The 19578-nt window shown below is 62.2% G+C and carries 17 protein-coding genes and 3 pseudogenes; 13 read left to right on the top strand and 7 right to left on the bottom strand.

The features are described from left to right. Together IVB29_RS27855 and IVB29_RS27850 are read right to left on the bottom strand one after the other, a co-directional pair. On the bottom strand, nucleotides 1–1140 hold the full coding sequence (locus IVB29_RS27855) for an acyl-CoA dehydrogenase family protein (protein WP_247506600.1): 1140 nt from the start codon (nucleotides 1138–1140) through the stop codon (nucleotides 1–3). 327 nt (nucleotides 1141–1467) lie between these two features. Continuing rightward, nucleotides 1468–1962 (bottom strand): MarR family transcriptional regulator, encoded by a 495-nt coding sequence (locus IVB29_RS27850; protein WP_247506599.1) that lies wholly within the window; start codon nucleotides 1960–1962, stop codon nucleotides 1468–1470. 180 nt (nucleotides 1963–2142) lie between these two features. Between IVB29_RS27850 and IVB29_RS27845 the strand changes: the two genes are divergently transcribed. From IVB29_RS27845 to IVB29_RS27810, 8 genes are all read left to right on the top strand, one after another. Further along, nucleotides 2143–2454: a hypothetical protein gene (locus tag IVB29_RS27845; RefSeq protein ID WP_085384141.1), complete on the top strand. Its 312-nt coding sequence runs from the start codon at nucleotides 2143–2145 to the stop codon at nucleotides 2452–2454. A 35-nt stretch (nucleotides 2455–2489) separates the two neighbouring features. Continuing rightward, on the top strand, nucleotides 2490–3809 hold the full coding sequence (locus IVB29_RS27840) for a Rieske 2Fe-2S domain-containing protein (RefSeq protein WP_247506598.1): 1320 nt from the start codon (nucleotides 2490–2492) through the stop codon (nucleotides 3807–3809). Between the two features lie 34 nt (nucleotides 3810–3843). Further along, complete coding sequence (locus IVB29_RS27835; RefSeq protein WP_247506597.1) at nucleotides 3844–4806, top strand: PDR/VanB family oxidoreductase; 963 nt, start codon at nucleotides 3844–3846, stop codon at nucleotides 4804–4806. Between the two features lie 32 nt (nucleotides 4807–4838). Further along, nucleotides 4839–6059, top strand: a complete 1221-nt coding sequence (locus IVB29_RS27830) for an ABC transporter substrate-binding protein (protein ID WP_247506596.1) — start codon at nucleotides 4839–4841, stop codon at nucleotides 6057–6059. Nucleotides 6060–6113: 54 nt separating this feature from the next. Further along, nucleotides 6114–7394: a CoA transferase gene (locus IVB29_RS27825; protein WP_247506595.1), complete on the top strand. Its 1281-nt coding sequence runs from the start codon at nucleotides 6114–6116 to the stop codon at nucleotides 7392–7394. 44 nt (nucleotides 7395–7438) lie between these two features. Beyond that, nucleotides 7439–8587 carry an acetyl-CoA acetyltransferase gene (locus IVB29_RS27820; protein WP_247506594.1) on the top strand — a complete coding sequence of 383 codons (1149 nt, stop codon included), beginning with the start codon at nucleotides 7439–7441 and terminating at the stop codon, nucleotides 8585–8587. Further along, nucleotides 8584–9048: a zinc ribbon domain-containing protein gene (locus IVB29_RS27815; RefSeq protein WP_247506593.1), complete on the top strand. Its 465-nt coding sequence runs from the start codon at nucleotides 8584–8586 to the stop codon at nucleotides 9046–9048. The genes IVB29_RS27820 and IVB29_RS27815 overlap by 4 nt, the downstream gene beginning before the upstream one ends. Nucleotides 9049–9215: 167 nt before the next feature. Then, nucleotides 9216–9851 (top strand): TetR family transcriptional regulator C-terminal domain-containing protein, encoded by a 636-nt coding sequence (locus IVB29_RS27810; protein WP_247506592.1) that lies wholly within the window; start codon nucleotides 9216–9218, stop codon nucleotides 9849–9851. Here IVB29_RS27810 and IVB29_RS27805 read toward each other — a convergent pair. Continuing rightward, complete coding sequence (locus tag IVB29_RS27805; RefSeq protein ID WP_247506591.1) at nucleotides 9848–11479, bottom strand: AMP-binding protein; 1632 nt, start codon at nucleotides 11477–11479, stop codon at nucleotides 9848–9850. The genes IVB29_RS27810 and IVB29_RS27805 overlap by 4 nt on opposite strands. Nucleotides 11480–11655: 176 nt before the next feature. Here IVB29_RS27805 and IVB29_RS27800 point away from each other — a divergent pair, with 176 nt between their 5' ends. The 4 genes from IVB29_RS27800 to IVB29_RS27785 all read left to right on the top strand — a co-directional run bounded on the left by IVB29_RS27800 (nucleotide 11656) and on the right by IVB29_RS27785 (nucleotide 16056). Then, entirely contained in the window at nucleotides 11656–12861 is a 1206-nt protein-coding gene (locus IVB29_RS27800) for an ABC transporter substrate-binding protein (RefSeq protein WP_247506590.1), read from the top strand. A gap of 13 nt (nucleotides 12862–12874) precedes the next feature. Beyond that, the gene (locus IVB29_RS27795) at nucleotides 12875–14020 is read left to right on the top strand and encodes an acyl-CoA dehydrogenase family protein (protein WP_247506589.1); all 1146 of its coding nucleotides are present in this window, start codon (nucleotides 12875–12877) and stop codon (nucleotides 14018–14020) included. A gap of 68 nt (nucleotides 14021–14088) precedes the next feature. Beyond that, nucleotides 14089–14898: an enoyl-CoA hydratase-related protein gene (locus IVB29_RS27790; protein WP_247506588.1), complete on the top strand. Its 810-nt coding sequence runs from the start codon at nucleotides 14089–14091 to the stop codon at nucleotides 14896–14898. Nucleotides 14899–14946: 48 nt separating this feature from the next. Further along, a complete protein-coding gene (locus IVB29_RS27785) occupies nucleotides 14947–16056 on the top strand; it encodes a nitronate monooxygenase family protein (RefSeq protein WP_247506587.1) in 1110 nt (369 codons plus the stop codon). 255 nt (nucleotides 16057–16311) lie between these two features. Here the strand turns inward: IVB29_RS27785 and IVB29_RS27780 are convergent. Together IVB29_RS27780 and IVB29_RS27775 are read right to left on the bottom strand one after the other, a co-directional pair. Further along, nucleotides 16312–16467, bottom strand: a pseudogene (locus IVB29_RS27780) (pyrroline-5-carboxylate reductase dimerization domain-containing protein); the annotation flags it as partial. Between the two features lie 43 nt (nucleotides 16468–16510). Beyond that, nucleotides 16511–16719: pseudogene (locus IVB29_RS27775) on the bottom strand (hypothetical protein); the annotation flags it as partial. Nucleotides 16720–16796: 77 nt separating this feature from the next. On the opposite strand from IVB29_RS27775, the pseudogene IVB29_RS27770 reads away from it, so the two are divergent. Then, a pseudogene (locus IVB29_RS27770) lies at nucleotides 16797–17136 on the top strand (aminotransferase class I/II-fold pyridoxal phosphate-dependent enzyme); the annotation flags it as partial. Nucleotides 17137–17299: 163 nt separating this feature from the next. Here IVB29_RS27770 and IVB29_RS27765 read toward each other — a convergent pair. Continuing rightward, on the bottom strand, nucleotides 17300–17899 hold the full coding sequence (locus IVB29_RS27765; RefSeq protein WP_247506586.1) for a TetR/AcrR family transcriptional regulator: 600 nt from the start codon (nucleotides 17897–17899) through the stop codon (nucleotides 17300–17302). Nucleotides 17900–17949: 50 nt separating this feature from the next. Beyond that, nucleotides 17950–19566: an AMP-binding protein gene (locus IVB29_RS27760; protein WP_247506585.1), complete on the bottom strand. Its 1617-nt coding sequence runs from the start codon at nucleotides 19564–19566 to the stop codon at nucleotides 17950–17952. Between the last annotated feature and the right edge of the window lie 12 nt (nucleotides 19567–19578).

The following is a 19578-nucleotide window of genomic DNA, read 5'->3' as shown; positions in this document are numbered from 1 at the left end:
CTATCGAAGCAGTTCGCGCGCGATGACGAGGCGCTGGATCTGGTTCGTTCCCTCGAAGATCTGGGTCAGCTTGGCATCACGCATCATCCGCTCGACCGGATAATCCATGGTGTAGCCGTAGCCGCCGAAGACCTGCACCGCGTCGGTCGTCACCTTCATCGCCATGTCGCTGCTGAAGCACTTGGCCATGCTTGCGAGCAGGTTGAGGCGCTTCCAGTCGCCGGCGTCTCCGGCGCGGGCGCATTCGTAGACCAGCGCACGTGCCGCCTCGATCTGCATGGCCATGTCGGCCAGGATGAACTGGACGCCCTGGAATTCGGAGATGCTCTTTTTGAACTGCTTTCGTTCCTTGGCGTAGGCGAGGCTCGCTTCGAACGCGCCTTGCGCGAGGCCGACGCATTGGGCGCCGATCGTCGGCCGATTGAGGTCGAGCGCGCGCATCGAGGCCTTGAAGCCCTTGCCTTCCTCGCCGACGAGGTTCTCGGCGGGTACGCGGACGTTGTCCAGGAAGATCGGCGTATTTGGCGCCCCGCGGAAACCCATCTTGCGCTCATGGCGACCGAAGCTGATCCCCGGCATTTTCTTCGGCTCGAGAATGAACGCGCTGATGCCGTCCGAGCCGGGGCTGTCGCTGGTGCGCGCCATCAGGACGATGTAGTCGGCGGCGACGCCGTAGCTGCACCACTGTTTCCTGCCGTTGATGATGTAGCTGTCGCCGTCCTTGCGAGCCCGCGTATTGAGGGCGGAGACGTCCGATCCCGCCTGGGGCTCGGAAATGGCGATGGCCGTGACGACGCCGCCCTCGGCAATGATGGGGAGGAATCGCTTGCGCTGCTCTTCCGAGCCGAAGTGCAGCAGCGGCATGATGAACATCGTGTTGAGGCCGGCAATCGACGCGCAGGCCGGCGAGACTTTCGCGATCTCCTCGCGTGCGATGCACATCATGGTGAGATTGCCGTTCGGACCGCCATACTGCTCGGGCACCCAAAGCTGCATTAGCCCCATTTCACCGAAAATCTTGACGATCTCCTCGGGGAAGCGATCCGTCGCGTCGATCTCGGCGGCGATCGGGGCCACGTGCTTGGCGACAACTTTCTGAACGCTGTCGCGAAAGGCGACCTGCTCCTCGGTGAAGCTCATGATGGGGACGCCTTCCGTGATCAATGGTTGGACCAATATATCTTTGACCTGCCGGACTGGCAAGTAGGGCGGCTGCCGAAAGGCTCACGGCGTCTTCTCCGGCCCCCCTCCGGCCGCGCACTACCCGGCGACATCCGAGAACGGCAAAATCAGCTGAACCGCCAGACCGGACCCGGCATCAATATCTGAAGGTGGACGGCGAGCGAGGCAGTCCGCAACGAGACGTCGCGGAGGCATAAGAGCTCGAGCAGCGGGACCGAGATCTCCATGACGCCGGGCGCCAATGGCCCGCGCGACCAGGCGGCGACATCGCCGAGGCGACCGGCGTCACTCGTCCGGCGCGCCGGCGACGGGGGAGGCCTTTGCGATCGCGAGCAGGCACTTCAGGAAATGAGCCCGATCTTCCTTGCGCAGGGGCGCCAGCATCAGGCTCTGCAGCTCGGCTGCCGCTGGAATGACCGCAAGCAATGCTTCCTCGCCCTTGGCGGTGATCTGGATCTGAATGGAACGGCGATCTTCCGGATTGCTCTTCTTTGAGACCAACCGCCGCACGGCCATGCGCTTGAGCATCTCGCTGAGAGTGTTCCGGTCACAACTGATGCGGTCGGCGAGAACGGACGACGTCATCGGACCCTGCTGATAGAGCGCCATGAGCACGCCGAACTGCCGCGGCGTGATGTCGCTCTGTCTGGTCAGGCTCTGATAGAGGCCGTCATACCGGGCCTCGAGCAGTCGCAACAGAAATCCGATGCCGCCTTCGAGTTGCCAGGTGCGCGCAAGCTCCCCCGCCGAATCCGTTTCCGTGCGTTTGCCTGCGCTCATGTGCTTCAACCTCGCTCCGATTCCTGACGGTCGCCTCGCGGGTAACAGCTTGGGTCGGCGAGCTCAACTCTACCGCAATGCGGCGTAACTGGCCGAATTAGAACCATTGCAAGAGGATTGGAATTATAGTACGTATACGTATCAATTAACAAGCTCGTGGCGGCAACCAGGGAGGTCACTTTGCATCTGCGCGAATTGCTGGCGATCCCTTATCTGCTCGAAGCGGAAGCTGTGGAGCGGGAGCCCGGACAATGGCTGATCCGGCTCGCTTATCCGGAACTGCCGGGCTGTGCGGCGGAAGGCGCGGTGGTCGAACACGCGCTCCGGGATCTCGAGCGGCGACGGATCGAAATCATCGTCGGCCTGGTCGAGCAGGGCCGGCAGCCGCCGATACCGCGCCAGCCGCTCGCAACAAGCGATCCCCTCTGGACGGTACGCGATCTCGGTATGGCGGAGCGCGTGGCTCCGCTGCTCACCACGGCAAACCCATAACGACCTGAAGCCATCGATTCGAATGGAGAATTGTCATGCTCTCACATGAAGACAATGAGCGGTTGGTGAGAGTCGGGAAGGGCACGCCGCTTGGCGAACTCTTCCGTCTATACTGGATTCCGTTTCTGCCTTCGGCCGATCTGACCTCGGACGGACAGCCGCGGCGGATCCGGTTGCTCGGCGAGGATCTGGTCGCTTTCAGGGACTCCGAAGGGCGCGTGGGCCTGGTCGACCAGGCCTGCCCGCACCGAGGCGCTCCCCTGATCTTCGGCCGCAATGAGGATTGCGGGCTGCGATGCGTCTATCACGGCTGGAAGTTCGATGTGACGGGGGCCGTCACGGACATGCCCGCAGAGCCGGCGCGTAGCCGTCTCAAGGAGCGGGTGCGCATCAAGGCGTACCAATGCCGCGAGCGCAACGGCATGATCTGGACCTATATGGGCCCCGACCAGGCCGATCCGCCGCCGCTTCCGAACGTCGAATGGAATCTCGTGCCGCAGGAGCAGGTGCATGTCAGCCTCCGCGTCCAGGAGTGCAACTGGCTGCAGGCCGTGGAAGGCGAGATCGATTCGGCGCACGCGCCGTTGCTCCATGGCCGCCTGGACGCCCAGGGGACGACGAGTGCGTGGATCCAGAAGCGGGACCTTCGCCCGACATTCGAATGCATCAAGCAGGATTTCGGGATGAGCATCGCTGCGCGGCGCAACTACGACGCCAACACGCTCTACTGGCGCGTGAACCAGTTCATGCTGCCGTTCTACACGCTGGTCCCGCCATTGTCTCCGTTTCCGGATCTCAGCGGGCACGCCTGGGTGCCGATCGACGACGAGAACACGCTCTGCATCATGTTCTCATACCATCCTTCCGAGCCGCTCCGCCCCAAGACACGGCAGATCTTCGCGGAAGGGCACAATGGCCGCGAAAGCGGGCACGCCAGTCGCAACGCGCTCGTTCAGCATCCCGTGACGGTCCCCTATGCCGGCTACTGGACCAGGTACAATCCGCAGAACGGCTTCCAATTTGACTACGAGTCCCAGCGCACGACCTGGTTCTCGGGCTTGCCCGGACTGTGGGTACAGGACGGTGCCTGCCAGAGCGGCGTTTCACCGATCTTCGACCGGACAAAAGAAAATCTTTGCTCGAGCGATACCGGGATCGCGATGACGCGTCGCTTCATCCTCGAAGCGCTGGGCGCCTATCGCGATCATGGCACCAGGCCAAAGGGCGTGGCAGACCCCGACGTGTTCATGGTGCGAGCCGTATCCTTGCGGCTTCCGCCGGAAGATTCCTGGGTCGACGTCGGCGCGCCGTTCATGCAGGCCAAGCTCGGCGCCGATTTCGGATACGAGATGTGAACAGGACCTCCTCTCAACCGAAGAGGATGGCGCCATGACTGAGCGTGTCATCCCGGTTCGCGTCAAGCGGATCACCTACGAGGCCGAACGCATCAACTCCTACGAGTTGGTGCCGCCGAGCGGCGGCGAGCTCGATCCATTCACGGCCGGCAGTCACATCGATCTGCACCTGCCGGACAAGATGATCCGGAGCTATTCGCTGTTGAACGACCAGCGCGAGCGGAATCGCTACGTCATCGCGGTCAACAAGGACGCGGCCAGCCGGGGAGGGTCGAGCTTCCTCCACGACCATGTCGGGGTCGGCGATGTTTTGACGGTTTCGGCTCCCAAGAACAATTTTCCGCTCCGCGAAGATGCGGCGACATCCGTCCTGATCGCCGGGGGCATCGGCATCACGCCGTTGCTGTCGATGATCCGCCGGCTTGAATGTCTGGGACGCCCCTGGGACTTGTTCTATGCCGTGAGGACACGTGCTGCCGCGGCGTTTCTCGATGACATCGGAAGCCTGCGGCCCAACGTCCATCTCAACCTGCACGTCGACGTCGACGACGAGCGCTCGGGACGGATGTTCGACGTGGCGTCGATCGTCAAACAAGCGCCCGCGCAAGCTCATCTGTACTGCTGTGGCCCCGCCCCGATGCTGGAGGCGTTCGAGGCGGCCGCGGCCGACCGTCCCGAGGGTTGCGTGCACGTCGAGTATTTCCAGGCTAGGGAGGCCCCGGCCCTCGAGGGGGGCTTCGAGGTCAAGCTGGCCAGAAGCGACCGCACCGTCGCAGTGGAAGCGGGCAAAACCATTTTGGAGTCGCTCCTCGAGGCCGGCATCTCTCCCAACTACGCCTGCAGCGAAGGCGTCTGCGGCACCTGCGAGACGCGCGTGCTGGAAGGAACACCGGATCATCGCGACCAGTATCTGAGCGAGGAAGAGCAGGCCTCCAACAAGACGATCATGATCTGCTGCTCGGGCTCCAGGACGCGCACGCTCGTTTTGGACCTCTAGCGGAATGCAACGATAATCAAGGGATGAAACGCATGAGATTTGTATCGCGAATTGTCGGGGGCCTGATGATCGCCGCTATGTGTTCGCCGGCGCTGGCGGATTCTGCTCGCGTCATGAAGATCGGCATTCTCAACGATGCCTCCGGTCCGTATTCGGACAATGCCGGCGAGGGCTCGGTCACGGCGGCGAAGATGGCGGCCGAAGATTTCATGAGGGCCAATCCCGGTTTCAGGGTGGAGATCATTTCGGCCGATCACCAGAACAAGGCTGATATCGGCGCCGCGATCGCCCGGCGCTGGATGGACCAGGACGGGGTCGATGCCGTCGCCGATGTGCCCAATTCCGCGGTCGGACTCGCCGTCAACGAGGTCGTGCGTGGCAGCAAGGTCGCGCTGATCGCGTCCAGCGCGGCGTCGTCGGATCTGACCGGAAAATTCTGCTCGCCCAATACCATCCAGTGGACGTTCGACACCTGGGCGTCGTCGCACACGATCGGCGAGTATCTCGTCGGTCGCGGCGGCAAGACATGGTACTTCATCGCCACCGACAACGCGCTCGGAAAGTCGATGGTCCGCGATGGAACGTCCGTCATCACCGCCGGCGGCGGTAGCGTGTTCGGATCGGTGAACGTGCCGATCAACAGCCCGGACTATGCCTCGTTCATTCTCCAGGCCGACGCCTCCGGCGCGGACGTGATCGCGTTCGCAACTGCGGGGGGCGATACGGTCAATCTCATCAAGCAATCGGCCGAATTCGGCCTGAAGGAGAAGGGACGGCGATTTGCGGCGCTGCTGGCGACGACCAACGACATCGAATCGAGCGGGCTTGCGACAGCGCAGGGCATGATCATCACGCAGCCGTTCTACTGGGATCTCAATGACGCCAGCCGTGCCTGGTCGGCGAAGTTCAGCGAGCGCCGGCACGGCCACTCGCCCACCGCCTTTCATGCCGGCGTCTATTCGTCGGTCATGGCCTATCTGAACGCGGCGCACGAGGCCGGAACGAACGATGCGCAGGCCGTCATCCGCAAGATGAAGGAAAAGCCGATTGACGATGCGCTGTACGGTCGCGTCGTGGTCCGTCCGGACGGCCGCGCGATCCACGATATGTATATCCTCAAGGCCAAGGACCCCAAGGCATCGAAAGGCAAATGGGACCTGCTGGAAAACATCGGTGTTCTCTCCGGACCCGAGGCGTTTCGGCCGCTCGACCAGGGCGGCTGCACGCTGGTCGAGAGCGCAAAAGCGAATTGACCGACGCGACATCGCGCCGCGATGTCCAATGACAGCAATTTACCGGATGACCCCATGTTGAATCAGCTTGAAGCGGAATTCCCCGAGCATACGCCCCGTCCTTCCGGCGCGCCAAAAGCGCTGGATGGCATCAGGGTGATCGACTTCTCGCACTTCATCGCCGGACCGTTCGCGACGATGATACTCGCCGATATGGGCGCGGAGGTCATCAAGATCGAGGTGCCGGGCCGCGGCGATGATCTTCGCCGCTACCCACCCGTGGACAAGGAACTCGGGCTCGGCGCCCCGTTTCTCTGGACCAACCGCAACAAGCGCAGTGTCGCGCTCGATCTCAAATCGGAGAGCGCGGTCGGGATCGTGCGGGAGTTGATTGCGACGGCGGACGTGATCGTCGAGAATTTCTCGACGGGCGTCATGGAGCGCTTCGGACTGGACTACCAAAGCTGCCGCAAGATCAGGCCGCAGATCATTTATTGCTCGGTTTCAGCTTATGGGCGCGATGGGCCGTTTGCGGATCGGCTGGGTTTCGATCCCATCGCCCAGGTCGAAAGCGGCTTCGTATCGATGAACGGCTACGCCGATCGCGAGGGCGTACGGGCCTTGTCGCCGGTCATGGATATCAGCACGGCGATGATGGCGAGCAATGCGATCCTCGGGGCCCTGGTCGCTCGCGAGCGCACCGGTCTGGGACAGGCAGTCGAGCTCTCGCTGTTCGACAACGCCGTCCTGATGACCGGCTATGCCACCATGCAACATCTGTTCACCGGCGCGAATCCACAGCGGGGTGGAAATACCAGTCCGGACACGTGCCCGTCCGGTGTTTTCCATGCCAAGGACTGCGCGTTCTACATCAATTGCGGGAACGACAGTATATTTCAGCGGCTGTTATCGCAGGTTCTCGACCGCGAGGATCTGGCTTCCGCCGAGATCTATGCGACGGGGCCCGATCGGATCCGGCGGCGAGACGAGCTATTTGCGATCCTCGGCGACGCGTTTGCGCAGCACCCATGGCTGCACTGGCAGTCGCGGATGCGGGCGGCCGGCGTTCCGCACGGGCAGGTGCGAAGCGTGGGAGACGCGATCCGATCCCCGGAGGCCAGGGAACGCCGGATCGTCACGCGCATTCCGCACGACAGGGTGGGATGGGTGCCGAATGTCAGGCTCCCGATCCGCTATTCAGAGACGCCCATTGCCGATCCGGTGGCGGCTCCCGCAGTCGGACAGCATACGGAGAGCGTGCTTCGCGAATTGCTTGGTTATGACGACAGGCGAATGGCAGGCCTGGCGGAAGCCGGAGCGTTCGGTCCCAATGCGCCGCGAGACAGCAAGTCCTGATGTCAAAGCCGGGCGACCAGCGGACGCTCCGGGGCCGCGTTGCCGTGGTCGGCATCGGCGAAACCGATTATTATCGCCACGGCGCCTCGCCGGATCCGGAGTTCAAGCTCGCGTTGAAAGCCATTCTGGCCGCCTGCAAGGACGCGGGACTGGATCCGCGAGACATCGACGGATTCTCGTCCTACAGCGACGATCGAAACGACGCCTCGCGACTTGCCGCCGCACTCGGTACGCACCGGCTTCGCACGGCAACGATGCAATGGGGTGGCGGGGGAGGCGGCTGCTGCGCCGCCGTGGCCAACGCCGCGGCCTCCATCGTCGCCGGGCTGGCTGATTGCGTGGTCGTGTTCCGCGCCCTGGCGCAGGGGCAGTATGGCCGCTTCGGACAGGTCAGCGGCGTCGAGACCATTTCTGGCGAGAAAGCCTATCTGATGCCGTATGGTGTGCTTGCGCCGCCGCAGCGCTTCGCGATGAAGGTGCAGCGCTACATGTACGAGCACGGCGTTAGCCAGGACGCACAGCGCGCGATCGCGCTGGCGTCGTATCACCACGCCCAGGCGAATCCACGCGCCGTCATGCATGGCAAGCCTCTCGATCGCGAAAAATACGACGCCTCGCGCTGGATCGTAGAGCCTTTTCATTTGTACGATTGCTGCATGGAGAACGACGGCGCCGCGGCTCTCGTTCTTGTTGCGGAGGAGCGCGCGCGGGAATTCAGGCAGAAGCCGGTCTTTCTGCTCGGCGCCGCCATCGGCTCGGGGCACCGCAGCGGAGCCATTCCTCACAATGCGCCGCACTACGCCAGCGCCGGCTTCGACACAGTCGCTCCCGATCTCTATCGTATGGCCGGGCTTGGACCTTGCGATGTCGGGACGGTTCAAGCTTATGAGAACTTCACCGGCGGGGTGGTAATGGCGCTCGCCGAGCACGGCTTCTTCGAGCCGGAGCAGGCCAATGACTTCCTCACACTTGAAAATCTCATCGCGCCATCAGGACGGCTTCCTCTGAACACCAGTGGCGGCAATCTCGCCGAATGCTACATGCACGGTTTTGAGCTCGTGATTGAAGCTGTGCGCCAGGTGCGCGGAACTTCGACCAGCCAGGGCAGGCGTAACGATGTGGCGATGGTCATCGGCGGGCCCATGGTGACGCCGGCCAGCAATCTGCTTCTTGGTTCGGAGGCGGCGCTGTGAGCGGCCGCGAGATGCCAAACCATCTTCCCGAGGGCTTGCCGATCCCCGTGCCGGAGCTCGACGGTCTGTCCGCGCCCTACTGGAACGGGTTGCGGGAGAACCGTCTTTTGGTGCAGCGCTGCAGCCATTGCGATGCATGGCAGTTTGGCCCGGAATGGATCTGCAATGCTTGCCATGCATTCGATCCGGCATGGACTGAAATCGAGCCGTGCGGCCGCATCTTCAGCTGGGAGCGTGTGTGGCACTCTTCTCATGCCACCCTGCGTCAGCACTTGCCCTATGTCGCGGTACTGGTGGAAATCCCGCATGCCGGATCGGTCAGGATGGTAGGCAATCTCCTGGGCGATCCGCTGCAGGCCGTAACGATCGGGACGGCGGTGGAAGGCTGCTTCGAGCATCATCCCGGGTCCAGCCCACCCTATTCTCTATTGCAGTGGCGGGTGTCGTCGCCACGCGAATGAGCCCTGCAGAGAGATTTCTTTCAGCCTCCGCTCCGGTATTCCGAGCTCGCACTGCCCAGGCGCGGGGGGCAAGCTTTGCAACCGGCATCCTCACCGAAGCGAAATTGGATGGACATCCAACAAAATAGATGAATAGTGCTGGCATCGCCTTCGAGAGGACAGTTCGCTTGCAGAAATCGGAGAAGCGGGCGCGCGGCCGCCCGGTGGGGTCGTCCGATCAGGAGGTCAAGCGGCACGAATTCGTGGTCGCGGTCATGAAGGCGATCGCCGAACACGGCTACAAGGACGTCACTGTTACTACGATCTGCGAGGCCGCCGGATTTTCGCGCGGGCTGATCGGCCACTACTTTTCCGGCAAGGATGCTCTGCTGCTGCATGCCGTGGGCGAAGTCGCCAAGGATTTCGAGCTGGCGACCCGGACCGCGGCGGAAGCGGCCGGCACGGATCCGTTCGACCGCCTGCACGCCATCGTCAGCGCCAGCTTTCGGGCTCCTGTGTTCACGCCGGAACGGGTTCTGGTCTGGGTCGCGCTGGCCAGCACGTCGCATTGGTCGCCCGATCTGGCCGAGATCTATCGCAAGCTCAACCGTCCCTATCGCCGCGGCCTTGCGCATCTGATGCAGCGCGCCGGGGATGCGCGGGGCGTGAAAATCAACCCGGATCGCCTTGCCATCACGCTTATGCAGCTTACCGAAGGTCTCTGGTCCGGCTGGGCCGCCGACCCAAAAACCATCTCGGCCGCGGAGGGAGAGGCAGCCTGTCACGAGCTCCTCGAGGCGTTCTTTCCGCCGCGAAAGTCCTAGCCAGCCTCGGCGACGGATCGCCGTTTCTTCATCGCGCGCAGATCGATCACGCCGGCTAGGTTTCTCGGATCGACCCCGGCTGCAAAAATCTGTGCCTTGTTGATCTTCTGTGTCGCGGTGACAGGCATGCGTTCCATGAACAGCATCCACCCCGGAGCCTTGTAATAGGCCAACTGCTCATTGCAGTAGGTGACGATGTCCATTGCAAGCCGCAGCCCGGCGGGGTGGCCTGGGGCTGGAACGACGCAGGCAAAGATTTCCTCGCCCGATCTTTCGTCGGGAACGGGCATGATCGCGATCTGCCCGACGGCAGGATGCCGGCACAGCACGGTTTCCACCTCGGTGGCGGCGATGTTCTCGCCCGACCGCCGGATCATGTTCTTGCGGCGGTCGATGAAATAGATCACACCGCTTTCGTCCCGACGGACGATATCGCCGGAATGCCACCAGCCGCCGCGCCAGCCTTCTTCAGTCGCGGCGTCGTCGCCGAGATAGCCCGCGAAGAAGCCTCGCCGCGGATCGTCGCCGGCCAGCCGGACGACGAGCTCGCCCTCCGCGCCAGGGGGCACATCGCGCTGGTGCTCATCGACAACTTTTGCCTCCAGCGGCGGAACCGCGCGTCCGATCGCGCGCATGCCGATCGCGCGCGGCTCATGGTCGTTGGCCGTCCAGCGCCCCACCTCGGTCATACCCCAGACCTCGAGATGCGGGATGCCGAAGCGTTCCTCGAACGCGCGATGGATCGTCGGCTCCAGTCCGGCGCCGAAGCCAAAGCGAACGCAATGCGCGCGCTCTTCATCCGATCTGTCCAGCGCGACGAGGGCCTGCGGCACTGCGCCGATGTAATGCACGATGGTTGCCCTGCTGCTCGACACCTCGCTCCACCAGCGCTTTGCCGAAAAGTGCTCGGGCCGGATCAGACAGCCTTGCGACAGCAGCATCGGCATCAGCGCGACGACCCCGGCATGGACGTGGAACACCGGCATCGGGTTGAACAGGCGATCCTTCCCCGGCTCGATCGAGAAGCGGCCGCCACTGCGCGCCAGCGTGAAGAACCATTCGCCGGCGGAAAGCCAGTAGTCATTCGTCACCAGGCAGCCCTTTGGGCGGCCGGTGGTGCCGGACGTATAGAACACACCGGCTTCGGTGTTGCGGTCGAGCGATCCGGATGGTCCCGGCTGCGGTGGCACCGGCAGGCGCTCCGGCAGATCGTCCGCCGCGAGAACGACGAACTGGCCTGCGAGCTCGTCGGCCACCGCCTTCAGGCGCGCGACGTGATGGCGCAGCGCGATGGCGAGGACCACGCCGCTATGCTGCATCTGGTAGAGCAGCTCGGCGTGCCGATGATCGGGATTGACCGGCACGATGCTGGCGCCGACTGCATTGAGCGCGAGCAGGTGTACGAAATAGTCGGGTCGGTTCTCGATCAATAGAGCGACGCGATGTCCGAGCCCGTAGCCGGCTTCGGCATAGCGCGCGGCGAGAGTTGCGACCTGCTGCTGGACCTCCCGGTAGGTCCATTCGATTCCCTCGGGCGCATAGGACGTGCCCTTGGGAACGCAGATGAAAGCGCTTTGCGGTGCCGCGGCCGCGCTCGCCTGAAACACCTCGAAAACCGTCTCCGCCACCTGTCGTCTCTCCGTAGGTTGCTCGCCGGTCCTGATCGGCCTGCGTTCGCGCACCAACTGCCGCCAATCCTAAAGCCGCTTGGGAAGAAGGCAAATTATATTTTTGTTGAACGTCCGACAAATTATGCAATGATGCCTTCGGAAGCTCAAGCAACAATGAGCGCGGGGAGGTGCAGATGTCTTGGAAAGGGACGGGGGCCGCGGTCGCGGCGCTCCTGGTTGTTGGATCGACTCCGATGCGGGCTGGCGAGAACACGCCGGTCAAGATCGGCGTTCTCGGCGACCAGTCGTCGGTCTATTCCGCCGCCGGCGGGCGCGGCAGCGTCGAGGCGGCCAAGCTTGCGGCCGAGGACGCCGGGCTGGTGCTCGGCAAGGATGTCGAGATCGTTTCCGCGGATTTCCAGCTTAAGGTCGACATCGGCGTGGCGATTGCCAGGAAATGGTATGACGACGAGAATGTCGACGCGATCATCGATGTGCCGTTCTCCGGCCTCGCCCTCGCGATCGCCGACATGACCAAGACCAAGAAGAAGCTGGCGCTGTTCAATGCGGCCGCGAGCTCCGAGCTGACGGGTGCGAAATGCTCGCCCTATGTCGCGCAATGGACCTACGACACTTATTCGCTCGGACACGGACCGACTGGCGGGCTGGTCGACCGCGGTGACAATTCATGGTTCTTCCTGACCAACGACACCGTGTTCGGCGCGAGCCTCGAAGGTGACGCCGCGGCGGCGGTCAAGGCCGGCGGCGGCACCGTGATCGGCTCAGTGCGTACGCCGACCGGCGCGACCGACTTCTCGTCGTTCCTGCTGCAGGCGCAGACATCCAAGGCGAAGGTGATCGGCGTCGTCGAGGCCGGCGCGGATCTCGCGACCGTGCTCAAGCAGGGCGAGGAGTTCGGCCTCAAGGCGCAGGGTCAGCGCTTTGCGGCGTTGATGGCCACGATCGACGCTATTCACGGGGTCGGCCTCAAGGACTCGCAAGGGATCATCGTCGCCGAGGCGTTCTATTGGGATCAGAACGTCGAGACACGCGTTTTCGCCAAGCGCTTCTACGAGCGGATGAAGGCCATGCCGACGCAGGTGCAGGCCGGTGCCTACAGCGTCGTCAATCACTACCTGAAAGCGATCAAGGCGGCCGGCTCGAAGGATCCCGACAAGGTGATGGCCAAGATGCGGGAGATGCCGATCAACGATTTCATGTCGCATGACGCAAAACTTCGCGCCGACGGCCGCGTGCTGCGCGACCTCTATCTGTTTGAGGTCAAGTCGCCGAAGGAGTCCAAGGCGCCGTGGGACTATTACAAGCAGATCGCGGTGATCCCGGCGGACAGGGCGGTGCGTCCGCTCGACCAGGGCGGCTGCCCCCTGGTCAATCAATGATCGCGGGTCGCGCATGACGGTACCGAAGGACGATAGCGAACTCGATCTCTTCCGCAGGAGCGTTCGCCGCTTCCTGGCGGAGGAGGTCGTGCCGCATGTCGACGCGTGGCGGACGCGGGGCTACATCGATCGCGATCTCTGGCGCAAGGCCGGCGCGCTCGGGTTGCTCTGCGTCAGCGCGCCGGAGGAATACGGCGGCGGCGGCGGCAATTTCTGGCACGAGGCCGTCCTGATCGAGGAGCTGGCGCGGATCGCCTTTCCCGACTTCAGCATCCCCTTGCAGAACGTGATCCTAGCTCCGTATTTCGTCCAATATGCCACGGAGGAGCAGAAGCAGCGCTGGCTGCCGCGGATGGCGACCGGCGATCTCGTTGCGGCTCTGGCGATGAGCGAGCCCGGCGCGGGCTCCGACGTCCGGGCGATCCGGACCCATGCGCGCCGCGACGCCAACGACTATGTCGTCAACGGCCAGAAGACCTTTATCACGCACGGACACACCGCCGACCTAATCTGCCTCGCCGTCAAGACCGATACTAGCGAAGGTAACGGCGTGCGCGGCTTCAGCCTTCTGGTGATCGAGACCGAAAAGACCGCGGGATTTCGCCGCGGCCGCCGGCTCGACAAGGTCGGCCTCAAGGCCCAGGACACGGCGGAGCTGTTCTTCGAAGATGCCCGCGTACCGGTCGAGAACTTGCTCGGCGGCGTCGAGGGCCGCGGCTTCTATCAGTTGATGGAGCAACTGGCGAAGGAGCGGATCAACATCGCCATGCAGGCATTGGCGCTGAGCGAGGCCGCGCTCACGGAAACCGTCGCCTACGTCAAGGAGCGCGAGGTCTTCGGCAAGCGCCTGATCGAGTTCCAGAACACGCGGATGGTGCTGGCCGAAGCCAAGACCGCCGTGTCGGTCACCCGCACCTTCGTGGAAACCTGCATCGAGCGCCTGATCGCCGGCGCGCTGGATCCGGAGACCGCCGCGATGGCGAAATGGTGGGCTACCGACAAGCAGTGCGAGATCATCGACGATTGCATGCAGCTGCACGGCGGCTACGGCTACATGCTTGACTATCCGATCGCGCGGATGTGGAGCGACGGCCGCATCCAGAAGATCTGGGGCGGCTCGAACGAGGTCATGAAAGAACTCATTGCGCGCGCGCTCTGACAATGGGGCGCGGGCGGCGGAAGCGGTCAACGCGGCCAATCAACGAATGCCATTTTGTGGAGACGACGATGAATCCTTACGCTAGGTACGAGTGCCTGAAGGTCGACGTCGTGGACAAGGTCGCCACGGTGACGCTGAACCGGCCGCAGGCGCGAAACGCGATCAACCAGAAACTGATCCGCGAATTGCGGACGATCTGGGACGATCTCGCCGACGATCACGCCGTCAATGTCGTGGTGCTGACCGGCGCCGGCGAGTTCTTCAGCGTCGGCGGCGACGTCAAGGCGATGTCGGAGCGCCCCGGCGGCGATGTGCTGGAGGAGGGTGAGGTCCACGATCCAATGATCAGCCGGCGCGGCGTGACCCGGCAGCTGGAGCTCGACAAGCCGATCATTGCCGCGATCAACGGCGACGCGATCGGGCTTGCGGCGACGCATGCACTCCTGTGCGACATCACGGTGATGGCCGAGGACGCCCGGATCGGCGACACCCACGTCTCCCGTGTCGGCCTGGTTGCCGGGGACGGCGGCACCGTGATCTGGCCGCTCCTGATCGGCATCAACAAGGCCAAGGAATTCTTGATCCGCGGCACGCTGCTGAAGGGCAAGGAAGCCGAGCGGATTGGCCTGGTCAATCATGTTGCTCCGCGCGGCGAGGTCCTGGCCAAGGCGCGCGAGATTGCGCTCGAGCTCGCCAACGGCCCGACCTGGGCGATCCGATGGACCAAGCTGTCGATCAATCAGATCGTTAAGGACCGTGTCAACATGCTGCTCGAAGCTTCCATGGCGCTCGAGCAGGTGACTTTCGAGACCGCCGACCACAAGGAAGCGACGATGTCATTCAAGGAAAAGCGCAAGCCGAAATTCGGCCGGAGCTGAGCTCGACAGGAGCAGACCCAATCCGCGGCGCGAAGATCGAGAGAAACCATGCGCAACCGCATTACCGAGATGTTCGACATCGAAGTCCCGATCTTCGGCTTCACACACAAGCCCGAAGTTGCGATCGAAGTCACCAATGCCGGCGGCATGGGCGCGCTCGCGGCGAGCTACTATGAGCCGGACGAGCTAGAGCGGATTCTCACCGATATGGACGAGAAGACGAACGGGCGTCCGTACTGCATTGATGTACTGTTCGCCAACAAGGTCGGGCAGGTCGTTCCGATGTCGCAGCGCCTGTCGGCACTGCCGAAGGAGCACCTCGATTTCGTCGAGAAGGTCCTGGACGAAGCGGGTATCCCACCGCTGCCGCCCGAAGTGGAGACCGAGATGCTTCGCGAGAAGCCGCCCGGCCACGGGCACACCGAGGAAGGCGTTCTCGAAGTCCTCGAAGTCGTAGTCAGGCATCCGCAGGCGAAGTTTGTCCTGAGCGCGATGGGGGCTCCGCCGACCTACGTGGTCGAGAGGCTGCACCGCCGGGGAATCGTGGTTGGCGCGATGGCAGGGACTGCCGAGCATGCCCTCAAACATGTCCAATCCGGCGTCGATGTCATCGTGGCTCAGGGAAGTGAGGCCGGGGGACACACTGGCACCATCGCCTCCATGGTATTGTGGCCGGAAGTCGTGGACGCCGTTGCGCCTGTTCCAGTGCTTGCCGCCGGTGGCGTGGGGAGCGGACGTCATATTGCAGCCGCGTTTGCTCTCGGGGCTGAGGGCGTGTGGTGCGGGACGATCTGGTTGGGAGCCTCCGAGAGCGAACTGTCTCCAGGCATGCGGAAAAGGTTCATCGCAGCGCGGTCCCAGGACGCGATTCAGCGCAAATACGATACCGGCAAGCCTCTTCGCGGTCTGCGAAGCAAATGGACGGATGCGTGGGACGCGCCTGGTGCCCCGCAGCCTCTCCCGCTCGCCGCCCAGAAACTCTTGGTGGCGCCTGCGCTAAAGCGTCTCGAATTGGCCAATGCGATCGATTATATGGGGTATATGTCGGGGCAAATAGTCGGAAGGATCAAGGACGAGAGACCCATCCGCGATATTATGGAAGACATGAAGTCGGAATGCTTGGCTGTTCTGAAAAGATTGAGCGCCGTGCCGCAATAGGATTATTGGCCAACTGATAAGACTAACTCGCAAAGCCTATCGATCGGCGAGAAGGGTTGCGGCAAGCAGGGTACCTCCTGCAACAGGATGCTAGCTCACTGGACAGTTGCTTAAATTGTGCGAACCGATAGCTCAGTCGCCAAGCAACGTGTAGGCGGGTTTCGCATCGCGTGCGCTGCTGCGAAACGGCGCGCGGGGTGAGCTTTCAGGATAAGCAATCGCAGCTCAGCAGACCCGCCGGGCCGATCGACAAAGTCATTTCCGGGAGTGACGATCACGGCGGCGACTGATGTCGAGATCGTCCGGGCAAGGCTTTCGCATCAGCGGCTGCATGCCGCCATCCGCCATGAGGACGTCCAGCGCCGCTGCTGTGGTGCCGCTCGGCGACGTCACGTTCTGGCGCAGCGTCGCAGGAGCCAGCGGCGAGCAGCCGCCGGCAGGTCGGCAGGGCGTCCTTCAGCCCGGAGGCTGCGAAGACGACCAGCTCGTTGCCCGTCGCGAGCACTGCTGCGACCTGCTGATAGAGGCCGGCTTCAGTCTGGGGCGCGAGCAGGATGCGGCGCGCGGATGCAGCGCATAGAGATTGCGCTCGCCGTCAGGGCCGGCCAGCTCCACATGGAGGCCGAGCGCCGAACGGCTGGCGATCTTGCGGGCGGCACTGGCCTCCGCCTTCAGCGCCTTGCCTGAGAGCCCGGCGGCATACCCGAGGTGGACCGGGTCGGTATGGATCGAGCCATGCCGGCGACGCGGTCATCATACCGACGCCGTTCTGGGTGACCTATGCCGATATCGTGCTGATCGCGGGTGGCAAACCCGTACCCGTCCCCTGCCGCGAGACCAATGGCTTTCGTCAGGTTGCCAACGATCTCGTACAGGCGATTACGCCGCTAACACGTTGGGTGATGCTGAACTCGCCCTCTAATTCATCCGGCGCAGCGTCTTCGCAGCCGACTACCGGCCTCTCCTGGACGTGCTGATCGATCACCCGCACGTCTGCTGATGGTGGACGACATCTACGAGCACATCATCTACGACGATTTACGTTTCGTGACATCGGCTGCGAGGGAGCCCTCGCTTCGTGGCGACCTTTGCTATTATGCTCGATGGGGAAATCTCGCTTTCTTTCATCCGAAATCTCGAGACCCTGTAGCGCAATCTGCCGGCCGAATCTGCTCATCTTCAAGGTGCTGCCAAAAATGCGATAACTGATGCGCAGCGATCCTCGGCGGCTGACCTGAAACAATTACCGGTCCGGCCAAAGCATTCTCTCGACCAGCGCTTCGTTAATCTGAGCAATGATCTCTTCTTTGCCGTAGCGTCCAGATGGTCGCCACCAAACGGGTAGCCAATTGAGGACCCCAAAAATGATCTTCACCGCGACAGCGTGATCCGTTTTTCGGAACGAGCCATCGCGGATGCCATCATCCACGATTTCACGGAAAATGTTCTCGTGCCGGTCGCGCAGTTGCAGGCAAATCTCGAGATGCTTGCGTGACAGAAATTTCCTGTCAGTTACAAATAGCAGCGCAAAGTAGGGAGCGTCTAGAAATGCCTGCACCTGGCATGCGATGGCCCGTTTGAGCTTTGCGGGTGCTGGAACGTCCTCTTGCATGACAGCAACGAGCGGCTCCAGCGAGCTCTCGAGATTGAGAGATATGGCACGAAACAATATGTTCTCTTTGCTGCGGAAGTAGTGATATATGCTGGTTTTCTTAAGCCTGACATTTCTCGCGATGTCTTCTATTGTTGTTTCGCGATACCCTTTTTCCGAGAAGACCTTCGCGGCTCGCCGCAGTATCTTCAATTCGAATTCGGGCCTGTTGGGATCGGTTGGTCGGGCCATCGGTTTGTGAAAAGAAGCCTGGTCTGTGGTTGTTCGGTTTGAGTCCGGACTTATCGATTGGGTTTCTTCAAGGCAATGAAATTATAGAGGCCGCTGGTCTCCAGCGGGTCTTTATCTAGAAAAATTCTTTGCTTTTGAACCTTCTGGGTCGCCGTCATCGGCAGCGACTCAAAGAATGCGACATAGGCTGGCGCCTTGTAATAGGCCAACTTGTCCAGACAAAGCCGAAACAGACGCTCTGCCAATGCTGCGTGGCCGTTGGGGCCATGCCTTGGGACAACGCAGGCAAAAACCTCCTCCTGTCGGAGACGGTCCGGTACAGCAATCACAGCGGCATACGCAACCGCCGGGTCCGAAAGCAGCACGTTTTCGATTTCTGCCGCCGCAATGTTTTCCCCGGAGCGACGTATGATGTTCTTCTTGCGATCGACGAAGAACAGCATGCCGTCCGCTTCCTGGCGGACGTGATCCCCCGTATGAAACCAACCGCCGCGCCAGGCTAATTCTGTTGCGGTGGGGTCATGGAGATATCGATCGAAAAAACCCCTTCGAGGATTGGGCCCGCTTGCTTTTACCAGCAGCTCACCCGATTGTCCGATGGGCACATCATTGTCCTCCTCATCGACAACTCTGACCTCGAGGTCCCGAATGGGTTTTCCGCACGCACGCGACCCGATACGCCGCGGCTCCTGGTCATCGGCGGTCCATCGAGCGATCTCGGTCATTCCCCAGACCTCTACATTCGGAAAGCCGAAGCGCTTCTCAAATGCGGCGTGTACCTCAGGCTCGATGCCTGCCCCCAAGCCCCAGCGAACGCGATGCAATCTCTCTTCGGGTATTGGATCTTGGCCTAGTAACAAGGTAGGCACGAGCCCAATATAATGAACGATCGTGCTTGATGTCTGCACGACTTCTTGCCACCACAATCTGGGACTGAACCGGCCTGGCATAACCAGGCAATTCCCAGTCAGCATCATCGAGATGAACGAAAGTGCGCCCGCCGCTACATGATAGACGGGAAGGGGGTTCATGAGGCGCTCTTGGCCGACCCGGATCTGGAAAATGCTCTCCTTCGTTTTCGAATAATCAATGTACCATTGGCCGAAACATAGCAGGTGTTCATTGGACAGGACACAGCCCTTCGGTCGCGCAGTCGTACCCGACGTATAGAGTACACCGGCCTCGCTGATCGCGCTCGGCTGTATCCCAGTCTTTGTGGTTCGCGGCACGGGCAAACGCTCCGGCCAATGCTCGACGGTGACGATCGGCCGGGCGAGTTCAAGGCCTGCCATCGCTTCAGCGGCTTTCTCTGCGTGCCGCTCCAAACACACCAAAAGCTCAGCTTTGGAGTGCTCGATCTGGTAGCGCATCTCGTCTGGGCGATGATCCGGATTCAATGGCGTCTGACTACAACCCAATGCATTAAGAGCCAGGAAGTGGATGAAGTGTTCCGGTCGATTGTCCAATAGCAGAGCTATTCGATGTCCGGAACCGTAACCCGCATCCCGGTATGCCTCGGCAAGCGCGTCTACCTTCCGAGCGACTTGAGCGAAGGTCAACTCGAGGCCTTCGGGAGCAAAGTCCCTGCCGACAGGAACGCAGAAAAGGACATTCTCGGGCCACATAGCCGCGCCTTCTCGAAATGCCTCGAAAACTGTGTGGGCCATTCTTCCTCCGGA

Source organism: Bradyrhizobium sp. 1, from assembly GCF_023073315.1.
In the GTDB taxonomy this organism is placed as follows: Bacteria; Pseudomonadota; Alphaproteobacteria; order Rhizobiales; family Xanthobacteraceae; genus Bradyrhizobium.
The sequence above is the reverse complement of the archived record's forward strand: the minus strand, read 5'-3'. Positions and strand labels throughout refer to the sequence as shown.